This is a genomic window from Aeromicrobium endophyticum (genome assembly GCF_003586285.1).
GTDB classification, from domain to species: domain Bacteria; phylum Actinomycetota; class Actinomycetes; order Propionibacteriales; family Nocardioidaceae; genus Aeromicrobium; species Aeromicrobium endophyticum.
Window position 1 is genome coordinate 408,113 of record NZ_QUBR01000002.1, and the last position, 12,325, is coordinate 420,437.

Genomic DNA, 12,325 nt, shown 5'->3' on the forward strand with positions numbered 1-12,325 from the left:
GACATGGCATGACTGATAGCGGACTCGATCTGGTGATGGGCGAGCCCGAGGGACCGAGGGGCCCAGGGCGTCGGCGCGCCGACACCCCGCCCCGCAAGCCGTGGGGCCGGCGCATCGTCGCGCTGGTCGTGGTGGTCGTCCTGGTCGCCGCGGTCGTCGTCGTGGGTGGCAAGGTCAAGGACCGGTTCTTCTCGAGCGCCGAGGACTACACCGGCCAGGGCTCCGGCTCGGTCACGGTGCAGATCCCCGAGGGCGCGGGTGGCCAGCAGATCGCCAACATCCTGAAGAAGGCCGGCGTGGTCAAGAGTGCCGAGGCGTTCTACCAGCTGAGCCTCAACGACAATCGCTTCGCCGCCGTCCAGGCCGGCAACTTCGCGTTGCGCAAGGAGATGTCGTCGGACGCCGCTCTCGGCGCGCTGGTCGACAAGGGCAACCGGGTCGAGGGCAAGGTCACGATCCCGGAGGGCGCGCGGCTCGACCAGGTCGTCGACATCATCGCGGCCAACACCAAGATCACGAAGGCTGATCTGCAGGCCGTGCTGGACGACCCCGGCAAGCTCGACCTGCCGGCCGTCGCCAAGGGCAACCCCGAGGGCTACCTGTTCCCGGCGACGTACGACGTCCCGCCCGGCACGACGGCGCTCGACCTGCTGCGCCAGATGGCGGCCAAGACCGTCGCCGTGGCGTCCGACCTCGACATCAGCACCCGGGCCAAGGCGCTTGGCTACACCGGCGAGCAGATCCTGACGGTCGCCAGCATCCTCGAGTACGAGGCCAACAACGACGAGGACTACGCCAAGGTGGCGCGCGTGCTCTACAACCGCCTCGACCGGGGGATGCCGCTGCAGCTCGACTCGACGGTGTCGTACGTCAGCGGCCGCAAGGGCGACGTCTTCACGACGCCCGAGGAGCGCGACGCCGAGTCGGCGTACAACACCTACCAGAACCAGGGCCTGCCTCCGGGACCCATCGGCTCGCCGGGCGAGAAGACGATCGAGGCCGCCCTCAACCCGGCCGACGGCACGTGGCTGTACTTCGTGGCGGTCAACCTCGAGACCGGCAAGACGGTGTTCTCCGACACCCTGGCCGAGCACAACCGTGCCGTCGCCCAGCTGCGGGAGTACTGCAAGACGGCGCCCGAGGGCGTCTGCGGATGAGCGGATCGCGTCGATGATCTGTGCCGTCGTGGGCTCGCCGATCGCCCACTCGCTGTCGCCGGTCATGCACCGGGCCGCCTACGCACAGCTCGACCTCGACTGGACGTACGAGCCGGTCGAGGTCGCGGAGGGTGCGCTGGCCGAGTTCGTCGGGGCGCTCGGCGACGACGTGCGGGGCCTGTCGGTCACGGCACCGCTCAAGCGCGAGGCCGCGCAGGTCGGCCACCAGCGCACGGGCGACGTCGAGGTGCTGGGCGTCGCCAACACGCTCGTCGTCGAGGACGGCCTGATCTCGGCGCACAACACCGACGTGCCCGGAGCCGTCGCGGCTCTGGGGGAGCGCGGTGTCGGCGCCCCCGTCACGGCGCGCATCCTCGGCGGAGGCGCCACGGCGGCGTCGATGGCCCTGGCACTCGTGCGCCTGGGGGTCGAGGAGGTCGAGTTCGTCGTCCGCGACGCGGCGCGCGCGGCCGAGGCCGAGGCCGTCGTGCGCGGTCGCGGCATCGGCGTGACGGTCCGGCTGCTCGAGGAGCCCCTGATCGATCGCGTCGACCTGCTGGTCTCGACCGTGCCGGGCGATGCCGTCGGCTCGCGGGCGTACGAGCTGGTCGACGCCTGCGCGGCGGTCTTCGACGTCGTCTACGACCCGTGGCCCACCCCGCTGGCGCACGCCGCCGACGAAGCCGGTGTCCGGGTCGTGTCGGGCATCGACCTGCTGGCCCACCAAGGCGCGCTGCAGGTCGAGCTGATGACCGGCTCGTCGGTCCCTCCACAGCTGCTGCGCGACGCCGCGCTCGGTGCGCTCGCGTCTCGCTAGGGTCGGCTCGTGACCATCGTCGTCGCCGCGCTGTGCGCGGCTCTCATCGGTGCCTTGGGTCCTGAGATCCTGCGGCGCGTGCCTGAGCCGCCGGTGCCCGACGACGACAAGCTGCCGTACGCCGTGCTGGCCGAGTTCCGTCTGCTCCGGCTCGGCCTGGCTGCCGCCGCGGCCACGATGGCAGCGGTCGTCGCCTGGCGCATCGACGAGCCCGAGCTGCTTCCCGTGTGGGTCGTCGTGGCGGGCGTCGGCGCCCTGCTGTCGTTCGTCGACTGGCACACCCGGCTGCTGCCGTTCCTGATCGTGGCACCGCTGTACGTCGTGACGATCGCCCTGGTCGGGCTGGGCGCCCTGTTGCTCGACGATCGCGACGTGCTGGTGCACGCTCTCGTGGCCAACGTCGTCGTCTACGGCGTGTTCCGGCTGCTGCACTGGGCCGGCAACCGGTTCGCGGGCGGGGCGTTCGGCTACGGCGACGTGCGTCTGTCGGGCGTGCTCGCGCCGGCGCTCGGAGCCCTCGGCACCGACGAGGTGCTGGTCGGGATGTATGCCGGCTTCATCCTCGGTGCCGTGCTGGGCGTCGTGCTCTCCAGGCTGCGCATCGTCGACCCCCAGGGCTTCGCCTTCGGCCCGTACATGGTCGCCGGGGCCGTCCTGGGGGCTGCCTTCGGACCCGCGATCTACCGCTGAGCCGTGCCGGTGCGCCCTGCGCCGGACGCGTGGCGGGCCGGCCGTCCTGGCATGGGAGAATCATCGACATGCTTCGTTGGTTGACCGCTGGTGAGTCCCATGGCCCCGCTCTTGTCGCCGTCCTCGAGGGGCTGCCCGCCGGCGTGCAGGTGACCAGCAAGGAGATCCAGGCCGCCCTCGCGCGTCGCCGGCTCGGCTACGGGCGCGGTGCCCGCATGGCCTTCGAGGCCGACGAGCTCGAGATCGTCGGCGGCCTGCGTCACGGCACCACGATGGGCAGCCCGATCGCGCTGCGCATCGGCAACAGCGAGTGGCCCAAGTGGGACCAGGTGATGGCGGCCGACCCCGTCGACGAGGCGATCCTCGAGGGGCTCAAGCGCAACGCCCCCCTGACCCGTCCCCGCCCCGGCCACGCCGACCTGGCCGGCATGCAGAAGTACGGCTTCGAGGAGGCGCGCCCCGTCCTCGAGCGGGCCAGCGCCCGCGAGACCGCCGCTCGCGTGGCCCTCGGCGAGATCGCGGCCCAGTTCATCCAGCAGACCACCGGCGCGACGATCGTGTCGCACGTCGTCGAGCTCGGCACGGTCCGCGCGCCGGCCGGCGCGATCCCGGGTCACGCCGACGTCGACGCCCTCGACGCCGATCCGGTGCGTTGCTTCGACGCCGCCACGAGCGCGGCCATGGTCGCCGAGATCGACCTGGCCCACAAGGAGGGCGACACCCTCGGCGGCGTCGTCGAGGTCGTCGTCGAGGGACTTCCGCCCGGCCTCGGCTCCTACACGCACTGGGACAAGCGCCTCGACGGCCGGCTCGCGCAGGCGCTCATGGGCATCCAGGCGATCAAGGGCGTCGAGATCGGCGACGGCTTCGAGCTGGCCCGCACCCGCGGCTCGCTGGCCCACGACGAGATCGTCCCCACCGACGAGGGCATCCGACGCGTCTCGGGCCGCGCCGGTGGCACCGAGGGCGGCATGACGACCGGCGAGCTCCTGCGCGTCCGCGCGGCGATGAAGCCCATCGCCACCGTGCCCCGCGCGCTGCGCACGATCGACGTCCAGACCGGTGAGGAGGCGCGCGCCCACCACCAGCGCTCGGACGTGTGCGCCGTCCCCGCGGCCGGCATCGTCGCCGAGGCGATGGTCGCGCTCGTCGTGGCCGACAGCCTCGTCGAGAAGTTCGGCGGCGACTCGGTCGAGGAGACCCGTCGCAACGTCGAGGGCTACCTCGCCAACCTGAGGCTGCGTTGACGACCACCCGTCCTGGTCCGGTCGTCGTCCTGGTGGGCCCGCCCGGCGCGGGCAAGTCGACCGTCGCCCGGCGGCTCTCCGAGCGGCTGGGGGTCGGCTTCCGCGACACCGACCACGACATCGAGCAGCACGTGGGCACCTCGGTGCAGGACGTCTTCGTCGACCACGGCGAGGCGCACTTCCGGACGCTCGAGGAGCAGGCCGTGGCGCGCGCGCTCGACGAGCACGAGGGTGTTCTGGCGCTCGGCGGAGGAGCCGTGCTGAGCGAGGCGACGCGCGAGCTGTTGAAGCGGCACCGCGTCGTGTTCCTCGACGTCGGACTGGCGGCGGGCGTGAAGCGCGCCGGCGTCAACGGCAACCGACCCCTGCTTCTCGGCAACGTCCGGGGACGCCTGAAGGCCCTGATGGACCACCGTCGTCCCCTCTACGAGGAGGTCGCCACCTACACGATCGTCACCGACACCCTCGACGCCGCCGCGGTCACCGACCGCGCGCTGCAGCTGATCCAGGAGGACCCCGCATGACCACCCGCCTGACCGTGCCCACGGCACGGCCCTACGACGTCGTGATCGGGCACGGGGTGCACGAACAGCTGCGGGGACTCGTCGGCTTCGGCATGGGTGTCATGCGCGTCGCGATCATCCACGCCCCGACGATGGCCGCGCAGGCGGCCCGGCTGCGCGAGCCGCTCGTGTCCGACCACCTCGAGGTGCACCTCATCGAAGTGCCCGACAGCGAGCAGGCCAAGACCACCGACGTGCTGGCGTTCTGCTGGAAAGTGCTCGGCCGGGCGGGCTTCACCCGCTCCGACGTCATCGTGGGGCTGGGCGGGGGAGCGACGACCGACCTGGCCGGCTTCGTCGCCGCCAGCTGGCTGCGCGGCGTGCGCTTCGTCAACGTGCCCACGACGGTGCTCGGCATGGTCGACGCGGCGGTCGGCGGCAAGACGGGCATCAACACCGACGAGGGCAAGAACCTGGTCGGTGCGTTCCACGAGCCGGTCGGCGTGCTGTGCGACCTCGACGTGCTGGCCGACCTGCCGGCGCGCGAGCTGCGCAGCGGCATGGCCGAGGTGGTCAAGTGCGGCTTCATCGCCGATCCGTCGATCCTCGACCTGGTCGAGGCCGCCCCGGCGGCGATCGCCGATCCGACCTCGCACATCGTGGCCGAGCTCATCACCAAGGGCATCTCGGTCAAGGCGCGCACCGTCGCCGGCGACCTGCGCGAGACCGGCTCGGACGGCTCGATCGGTCGCGAGGCGCTCAACTACGGCCACACCTTCGGGCACGCCGTCGAGCGCTTCGAGCACTACCGGGTCCGGCACGGCGAGGCCATCTCGATCGGCATGGTCTTCGTGGCCGAGGTGGCCCACCGAGCGGGCATGATCGACCGCGACCTGCTCGACCGGCACCGGTCGATCCTCGAGCTCGTCGGGCTGCCCACGACGTACCGGCCCGGCATCTGGGAGGCGCTGGCCACCACGATGCGGCTCGACAAGAAGACCCGCGGCGACCAGCTGCGGTTCGTGGTGCTCGAGTCGTTGGCCCAGCCGGTGATCCTCGCCGGTCCCGACGAGTCGCTGCTGCTCGACGCGTACCGGGCGGTGGCGTCGTGAGCGCCGCAGACCGTCGCGCGGCACTCGTCGCCGCGCTCACCGAGCGTCACCTCGAGGGCGTGTTCGTCACGACGCTCGTCAACGTCCGCTACCTGACGGGCTTCACCGGATCGAACGGCGCGCTGCTGGTGCCGACGTCGGGTGAGCCGGTGTTCTTCACCGACGGTCGCTACCGCGACCAGGCGGCCATCGAGCTGCCTGACGTCGACCACGTCATCGGGCGCGATCTCGTGGGCGGAGCGGCGCACCGCATGACGTCCGGCCGATGGGCTGCCGAGACCCACACGCTCAGTGTCGACGCCCACCGGTCCCTGACCGGTCGCCTCGACGGCGTCGAGCTGGTCGGCGCCGACCGGGTCGTCGAGTCGCTGCGCGAGGTCAAGGACGACGACGAGGTCGACGCGCTCACCCGCGCCTGCGACATCTCGACCCGGGCGCTCGAGCAGCTGCTCGAGGGGCCGCTGGTCGGACGCACCGAGCGGCAGGTGGGCCGCGACCTCGAGAACCGCATGCTCGACCTGGGCGCCGAGGCGATCGCGTTCGAGACGATCCTGGCCACCGGCGACCACACCGCCGTCCCGCACCACCACCCGACCGACCGCGTCCTGGCCCAGGGCGACCTGCTCAAGATCGACTTCGGCGCGCGGGTCGACGGCTACCACGCGGACTGCACCCGCACGGTCGTGCTGGGCCGTGCCGACGACTGGCAGCGCGAGGTCTACTCGGCCGTCCGCGCGTCGCAGCAGGCGGGAGTCGACCTGCTCCGGCACGGCGCCGACGTGGCCGCCTCCGACGTCGCGGCGCGCGCCTCGCTCGAGGCGTCCGGCTGGCTCGACGCCTTCACGACGGGCCTCGGGCACGGCGTCGGGCTCGAGATCCACGAGGACCCGTTCATCGCGGCCTCGCACGCAGGTAAACTGTCCAGTCGCACCGTCCTCACGATGGAACCGGGCATCTACGTGCCGGGTCGTGGGGGAGTGCGGATCGAAGACACCGTCCTCGTGACCGCGGGTGCCCCCGAGGTGCTCACCACGATGACCAAAGACCTCCTGGAGATCGGCTGATGGCCACCACGAACGACATCAAGAACGGCATGGTCCTCGACCTCGACGGACAGCTGTGGTCCGTCGTCTGGTTCCAGCACCACAAGCCCGGCAAGGGCGGAGCCATGGTCAAGACCACGCTCAAGAACGTCATGAGCGGCAAGACCGTCGACAAGACCTTCAACGCGGGCCTCAAGATCGAGACCGCCAACGTCGACAAGCGCGACTTCCAGTACCTGTACCACGACGGCGACTCGTACGTGTTCATGGACAAGTCGACGTACGACCAGCTCAACGTGTCCGAGGCCGTCGTCGGCGACGCCAAGGACTACATGCTCGACAACCAGGACGCGATGCTCGCGCTGCACGAGGGCGTGCCGCTCTACATCGAGCTGCCGGCCTCGGTCGAGCTGCTCGTCGAGTACACCGAGCCGGGCCTGCAGGGCGACCGCTCGAGCGGCGGCACCAAGCCGGCTCGCCTCGAGACCGGCAAGGAGATCCAGGTTCCTCTCTTCATCGTCAACGGCGAGAAGATCAAGGTCGACACCCGCGACGGCAGCTACCTCGGTCGCGTGTCGTCCTGATGTCAGCCCGCACCAAGTCACGCAAGCGCGCGCTCGACATCCTCTTCGAGTCCGAGGCGCAGAGCCTGCCGACCGGCGGCACGCTGGCCGACCGGCAGGCCGAGGGCGACTACCCGGTCAACGAGTACGCCGTGCTCCTGATCGAGGGCGTCGTCGCGCACCGTGACCGGCTCGACGAGATCATCGCCGAGAATGCCAACGACTGGACGCTCGACCGCATGCCCGCGGTCGACCGCAACCTGCTGCGCATCGGGACCTTCGAGATCCTCTACGTCGACGACGTGCCCGACGCCGTCGCCGTCAGCGAGGCCGTGGGTCTGGCGAGCGACCTGTCGACCGACGAGTCGCCGTCGTTCGTCAACGGTCTGCTCAGCCGCATCGTCGAGCTCAAGCCGTCGCTGACGTCCTGAGAGACGCACACCTCGGCGCCGCCGCGTCATGATCCGGCGCGCACCCGCTCTGCACCCGTGAGACCTCGAGGTCTCCTGGCAGAGAGCGGGTGCGCGGTGATCACCGAAGAGCTGATCGACCGGATGGCGGAGAAGTGCCTCCTCAACGACGCCGACTTCGACGCCGTCGTGCTGCAGCACGGGTCCAAGCGCATCCAGACGGTCAACCTGCACCACCTGGCCCTGGCGGCCCGCTCCGACGACTTCGCCCGCACCATCGACCGTGCCGACTTCATCACGGCCGACGGCTGGCCGATCGTGTCGCTGATGCGGTCGCGTGGCATCGACCCCGCCCGGGTCACCGGCTCGGAGTTCCTCGAGCGGATGCTCGCGGGCCGGCAGTTCCAGGGCACGAAGGCCGCGATCCTCGGCGCCGACCGTCATGCCGGCTACGACTTCCGCGGACAGCTGCACGGCTCGGGCCTGCACGTCGTGTTCCGCGACCACGGTAACCGCGGCGACTGGAAGCCCAAGCGGGTCGCCAAGAAGCTCGAGAAGTACGGCGTCGACCTGCTGATCGTGGCCGTCACGCCGCCATTCGGCGACATGATCGGCGAGGAGGTCCGCAAGGCGGGCTTCCGCGGCGTCGTGGTCAACGTCGGCGGCGCGGTCAACATGGTCACGGGCAACGCGACGATGGCACCGGGATGGGTCCGGGCCGCCAAGGTCGAGTGGCTCTACCGGCTGGTGCAGGAGCCCAGCCGGCTCTTCCGCCGCTACATCGTCGAGTGCCTGCCGGTGTTCGTGAAGTACGTCCTGCCGCACTACTGGCGCCGCTCCCGCACCTGACGGCTGCTCGCCCTGGGCGTGTCGTGACAATCTTTCGCGGGGTCGATCGATGAAAGCGGCGACGCCATAGACCCTGCAACGGCAGCTGTTTTCTGGCTCCATACGATCGCCTCACAAGCCCTCGCGAGCGCTCACCAGGACGTTTTCGAGTAGCCCGACGGTGTTCTGGTCACTACCGTCGACGGAACGCCTAGGGGGACGATCGGTGGGTAGCTTCTTCGAATTCGTGCAGGACCGGTGGTCGGTGCTGTCGTTCTTGGCCTACCAGCACATGAGCCTGGTGGTGCAGACGCTGGTGCTGTCGACGCTGCTCGCGCTGGTCGTGGGCATCGCCCTCTACCGCTCGGGCTGGGGCGTCGCGCTCGGCAACGCGATCACTGCGGTCGGGCTCACGATCCCGTCCTACGCGCTGCTGGGCGTCCTGGTCGGCGTGGTCAGCATCGGCGTCCTTCCGTCGGTCGTGACGCTCGTGTTCTTCGGGTTCATGCCGATCCTGCGCAACGTCGTCGTCGGTCTGAACGGCGTCGACCAGACGCTCGTCGAGTCGGCCCGGGGCATGGGCATGGGGCGCTGGACCCGGCTCGTGCGGCTCGAGCTACCCCTGGCCTGGCCGGTCGTCATGACGGGCGTGCGGGTCTCCGGCCAGATGCTGATGGGCATCGCCGCGATCGCGGCGTACGCGCTCGGTCCCGGCCTCGGCGGCTACATCTTCTCCGGCATCTCCCGCACGGGAGGCGCCAACGCGACCAACTCGATCGTCGCGGGCACCCTGGGGATCCTGGTCCTCGCGGTGATCCTCGACGTCGTGCTGAACGTCTTCACCCGGCTCACGACTCCTAGGGGCATCCGTGTCTGAACCCACCTCGACCACGTCCGAGTCGACTCGCGCCGGCGGTGCGCGCATCCTGCTCGAAGGCGTCACGAAGCGGTATCCGGGCCAGGAGCGCGCGGCGGTCGACAACGTGACGCTCGAGATCCCGGCCGGCGAGATCGTGATGCTGGTCGGACCCTCGGGATGCGGCAAGACCACCACCATGAAGATGATCAACCGGCTGATCGAGCCCACGAGCGGGCGCATCTTCATCGGCGACGACGACGTGACCGATCGCAACGCCGACCAGCTGCGGCGCCACATCGGGTACGTCATCCAGGGCGCTGGGCTGTTCCCGCACATGACGGTCGCCGACAACATCTCACTGGTCCCGAAGCTGCTCAAAAGGGACAAGTCGCGTATCAGCGATCGCGTCGACGAGCTGCTCGAGCTGGTCAACCTCGACCCGGGCCAGTACCGCGACCGGTACCCGCGCGAGCTGTCGGGCGGTCAGCAGCAGCGCATCGGCGTCGCGCGGGCCCTCGCCGCGGATCCGCCGGTGCTGCTGATGGACGAGCCCTTCGGCGCGGTCGACCCCATCACTCGGCAGCGCCTGCAGGACGAGCTGCTGAGGCTGCAGGAGGAGCTGCACAAGACGATCGTGTTCGTCACGCACGACTTCGACGAGGCCGTCAAGCTCGGCGACCGCATCGCGATCCTGCAGGTCGGCTCCGAGATCGTCCAGTACGACACCCCCGAGCGGATCCTCAGCCACCCCGCCGACGACTTCGTCCGCGGATTCGTCGGCCACGGGGCCGCCCTCAAGCAGCTGACGCTGACCCGTGTCCGCGACGTCGAGCTGCACGACGCGGCCGTGGCACAGGTCGGCGGCGACGAGCAGGCCGCCATCGCCGACGCCCGAGCCATCGGTCGCGAGCACGTCATCGTGCTGGACGCACAGCAGCGTCCCCAGCGGTGGCTGTCGCTGCGCGACCTGGAGCGTCCGGGCTCGCTGCGCGCCGTCGAGCGCGACCACGACCTGGAGACCGTCAGCCTGGCCTCGACCCTCAACGACGCCCTGGACGAGATGCTGACCGCCTCGCACGGGGTCGTGGTCGTCACTGGACGGCGCAATGCGTACCAAGGCGTCGTCCGGGTCGAGACGATCATGGACGCCATGAACGAGCTGCGCGCCGCCGCCGACGACGCGGAGCCGGTCGTATGACGGCGGAGGTCGCCGAACATCCCGTCGCCGGGCCGGCCGACGGGTCGTCGACCGTCAGCGTCGATCGCCCCGGGCGCGCCCGCTGGCTCCTGCAGCCGGCCCTGTGCGTCGCCGCCGTCGTGGCGTCGTTGGTCTACGTCCACACGGCCTCGGTCTCCGACACCGAACGACGGTCGCTCAGCGTGTCGGCCCTGCTGACGCTGCTGCGCCAGCACATGGCGCTCAGCCTGACCGCGACGGTCCTGACGTGCGTCGTCGCGATCCCGCTCGGCATCCTGCTGACCCGTGGTCGCATGCGCCGGTACGCCAAGCCCGTCACGACCGTCGCCGGCTTCGGCCAGGCCGCGCCCGCGATCGGGCTGATCGCGCTCGGCGCCGTGCTGCTCGGCATCGGATTCTGGGGCGCCGCCGTCGCGCTCACCGTCTACGGCGTGCTGCCGATCGTCGCGAACACGGTGACGGGGCTCAACAGCGTCGACGCCCGGCTCATCGAGGCGGCCCGCGGCATGGGGATGACGGCGTTCTCGACCCTCCTTCGCGTCGAGCTACCGCTGGCTCTGCGGGTCATCGTCGCCGGTGTCCGCACGGCCCTCGTCCTGATCGTCGGCACGGCGACGCTTGCGTCGTTCACGGGTGCCGGCGGACTCGGCACCCTCATCACGACCGGCATCAAGCTGCAGCAGGACGTCACGCTCGTCGTCGGGGCGATACTGGTGGCGTCGCTGGCGCTGTTCATCGACTGGCTGGCGCGGCTCGTCGAGCTCGTCGCCGCACCGAAGGGGCTCTGACATGACCGCGCGCCGCACCACCACGATCGTCCTCGCGACTGTCGCCGTCCTCGGGCTGGCGACGACGTCCGGCTGCGGCCTGCGCTCGGCCAGCGGGACGGTGCTGGACGCCGATCCGGGGCAGATCAAGCACTACGAATCTCTCGAGGGCGTCAGCCTGACGGTCGCGGCCAAGGACTTCACCGAGCAGCAGATCCTGGGCAACATGCTCTCGATCATCCTCAACGCCGCGGGCGCCGACGTGACGAACCTGAGCAACATCCCGGGCAGCTTCGGAGCCCGCGCGGCCATGACGGGCGGCGAGGCCAACATCTCGCCGGAGTACACGGGCACGGGGTGGATCAACTACCTCGGCAACGACAAGCCGGTCAAGGGCGAGGAGCAGCAGTGGAAGGCCGTCGACGAGGCCGACCGCGAGAACGGCCTGACATGGCTCAAGCCGGCCCCCATGAACAACACGTACGCCTTCGCGATCCGCGCATCGGCGGCGAAGAGGCTCGGCGTGACGAAGCTGTCGGACCTGCAGAAGCTGCCGAAGGACGAGCTGACGTTCTGCGTCGAGAGCGAGTTCGCCGCCCGCAACGACGGCTTCGTGCCGATGCTCGAGGCCTACGGGCTGAGCAAGGACGCGATCGGCAGGGTCACGACCCTCGACACCGGCGTCGTCTACACGGCCACGGCGAAGGGCTCGTGCAACTTCGGTGAGGTCTTCACGACCGACGGCCGCATCCCGGGCCTGAACCTGACGGTGCTGGAGGACGACAAGAAGTTCTTCCCGCTCTACAACCTCACGGAGGTCATCGACTCGGACGTGCTGAGGAAGCACCCCGAGCTCAAGGAGATCTTCGCCCAGCTCAACCCGAAGCTGACCAACGAGGTCATGCTCACGCTGAACGCCAAGGTCGACACCGGCGGCGAGGACCCGGCGATCGTCGCCCGAGACTGGCTCGTGGACGAGGGCCTGCTGAAGTAGCCCCGACGATGCTCGCGCAAGCAGTCCGCGCAGGGGAGCGCCGGCCCGCCGAGCCGCGTCCGGACGACCGCTGAGCCGCTGCTAGTCTGGCTGCGTTCCATCGACATCCTTTAACGGCCGTCCCGAGAGGCGGAGAA

Annotated in this window: 14 protein-coding genes; all 14 read left to right on the forward strand. The window is 70.3% G+C overall.

Features of this window, described 5'->3' with window-relative positions; translation table 11 throughout:
- The first annotated feature begins 8 nt into the window (after positions 1 to 8).
- The 14 genes from mltG to DX116_RS12615 all read left to right on the forward strand — a co-directional run bounded on the left by mltG (position 9) and on the right by DX116_RS12615 (position 12,188).
- Positions 9 to 1,157 carry an endolytic transglycosylase MltG gene (gene mltG / locus DX116_RS12550; RefSeq protein WP_119704605.1) on the forward strand — a complete coding sequence of 383 codons (1,149 nt, stop codon included), beginning with the start codon at positions 9 to 11 and terminating at the stop codon, positions 1,155 to 1,157.
- Between the two features lie 13 nt (positions 1,158 to 1,170).
- Positions 1,171 to 1,974 carry a shikimate dehydrogenase gene (locus tag DX116_RS12555; protein ID WP_119704606.1) on the forward strand — a complete coding sequence of 268 codons (804 nt, stop codon included), beginning with the start codon at positions 1,171 to 1,173 and terminating at the stop codon, positions 1,972 to 1,974.
- Between the two features lie 9 nt (positions 1,975 to 1,983).
- Positions 1,984 to 2,664, forward strand: coding sequence for a prepilin peptidase (locus DX116_RS12560; RefSeq protein ID WP_119704607.1), 681 nt, complete (start codon positions 1,984 to 1,986; stop codon positions 2,662 to 2,664).
- Between the two features lie 68 nt (positions 2,665 to 2,732).
- Positions 2,733 to 3,911 carry a chorismate synthase gene (gene aroC, locus DX116_RS12565; protein ID WP_199716068.1) on the forward strand — a complete coding sequence of 393 codons (1,179 nt, stop codon included), beginning with the start codon at positions 2,733 to 2,735 and terminating at the stop codon, positions 3,909 to 3,911.
- Positions 3,908 to 4,435 carry a shikimate kinase gene (locus DX116_RS12570; protein WP_119704608.1) on the forward strand — a complete coding sequence of 176 codons (528 nt, stop codon included), beginning with the start codon at positions 3,908 to 3,910 and terminating at the stop codon, positions 4,433 to 4,435. The genes aroC and DX116_RS12570 overlap by 4 nt, the downstream gene beginning before the upstream one ends.
- On the forward strand, positions 4,432 to 5,526 hold the full coding sequence (gene aroB, locus DX116_RS12575) for a 3-dehydroquinate synthase (RefSeq protein WP_119704609.1): 1,095 nt from the start codon (positions 4,432 to 4,434) through the stop codon (positions 5,524 to 5,526). The genes DX116_RS12570 and aroB overlap by 4 nt, the downstream gene beginning before the upstream one ends.
- Positions 5,523 to 6,590 (forward strand): M24 family metallopeptidase, encoded by a 1,068-nt coding sequence (locus DX116_RS12580; RefSeq protein ID WP_119704610.1) that lies wholly within the window; start codon positions 5,523 to 5,525, stop codon positions 6,588 to 6,590. The genes aroB and DX116_RS12580 overlap by 4 nt, the downstream gene beginning before the upstream one ends.
- On the forward strand, positions 6,587 to 7,153 hold the full coding sequence (efp, locus tag DX116_RS12585) for an elongation factor P (RefSeq protein WP_199716132.1): 567 nt from the start codon (positions 6,587 to 6,589) through the stop codon (positions 7,151 to 7,153). Before DX116_RS12580 ends, efp begins: the two co-directional genes overlap by 4 nt.
- On the forward strand, positions 7,153 to 7,563 hold the full coding sequence (gene nusB / locus DX116_RS12590; RefSeq protein ID WP_119704612.1) for a transcription antitermination factor NusB: 411 nt from the start codon (positions 7,153 to 7,155) through the stop codon (positions 7,561 to 7,563). The genes efp and nusB overlap by 1 nt, the downstream gene beginning before the upstream one ends.
- Positions 7,564 to 7,659: 96 nt before the next feature.
- Positions 7,660 to 8,391 carry a WecB/TagA/CpsF family glycosyltransferase gene (locus tag DX116_RS12595; RefSeq protein ID WP_119704613.1) on the forward strand — a complete coding sequence of 244 codons (732 nt, stop codon included), beginning with the start codon at positions 7,660 to 7,662 and terminating at the stop codon, positions 8,389 to 8,391.
- A 205-nt stretch (positions 8,392 to 8,596) separates the two neighbouring features.
- Positions 8,597 to 9,247: an ABC transporter permease gene (locus DX116_RS12600; RefSeq protein WP_233556733.1), complete on the forward strand. Its 651-nt coding sequence runs from the start codon at positions 8,597 to 8,599 to the stop codon at positions 9,245 to 9,247.
- Positions 9,240 to 10,427 carry a betaine/proline/choline family ABC transporter ATP-binding protein gene (locus DX116_RS12605; protein ID WP_119704614.1) on the forward strand — a complete coding sequence of 396 codons (1,188 nt, stop codon included), beginning with the start codon at positions 9,240 to 9,242 and terminating at the stop codon, positions 10,425 to 10,427. The genes DX116_RS12600 and DX116_RS12605 overlap by 8 nt, the downstream gene beginning before the upstream one ends.
- Positions 10,424 to 11,215: an ABC transporter permease gene (locus DX116_RS12610; protein ID WP_119704615.1), complete on the forward strand. Its 792-nt coding sequence runs from the start codon at positions 10,424 to 10,426 to the stop codon at positions 11,213 to 11,215. The genes DX116_RS12605 and DX116_RS12610 overlap by 4 nt, the downstream gene beginning before the upstream one ends.
- A gap of 1 nt (position 11,216) precedes the next feature.
- On the forward strand, positions 11,217 to 12,188 hold the full coding sequence (locus DX116_RS12615; RefSeq protein WP_119704616.1) for a glycine betaine ABC transporter substrate-binding protein: 972 nt from the start codon (positions 11,217 to 11,219) through the stop codon (positions 12,186 to 12,188).
- Positions 12,189 to 12,325: the final 137 nt, after the last annotated feature.

Excerpts from the sequence above, each read along its gene's own strand:
- mltG (WP_119704605.1), top strand. The coding sequence starts at position 9 with ATGACTGATAGCGGACTCGATCTGGTGATGGGCGAGCCCGAGGGACCG.
- DX116_RS12555 (WP_119704606.1), top strand. The coding sequence starts at position 1,171 with ATGATCTGTGCCGTCGTGGGCTCGCCGATCGCCCACTCGCTGTCGCCG.
- aroC (WP_199716068.1), top strand. The coding sequence starts at position 2,733 with ATGCTTCGTTGGTTGACCGCTGGTGAGTCCCATGGCCCCGCTCTTGTC.
- aroB (WP_119704609.1), top strand. The coding sequence starts at position 4,432 with ATGACCACCCGCCTGACCGTGCCCACGGCACGGCCCTACGACGTCGTG.
- nusB (WP_119704612.1), top strand. The coding sequence starts at position 7,153 with ATGTCAGCCCGCACCAAGTCACGCAAGCGCGCGCTCGACATCCTCTTC.
- DX116_RS12610 (WP_119704615.1), top strand. The coding sequence starts at position 10,424 with ATGACGGCGGAGGTCGCCGAACATCCCGTCGCCGGGCCGGCCGACGGG.
- DX116_RS12615 (WP_119704616.1), top strand. The coding sequence starts at position 11,217 with ATGACCGCGCGCCGCACCACCACGATCGTCCTCGCGACTGTCGCCGTC.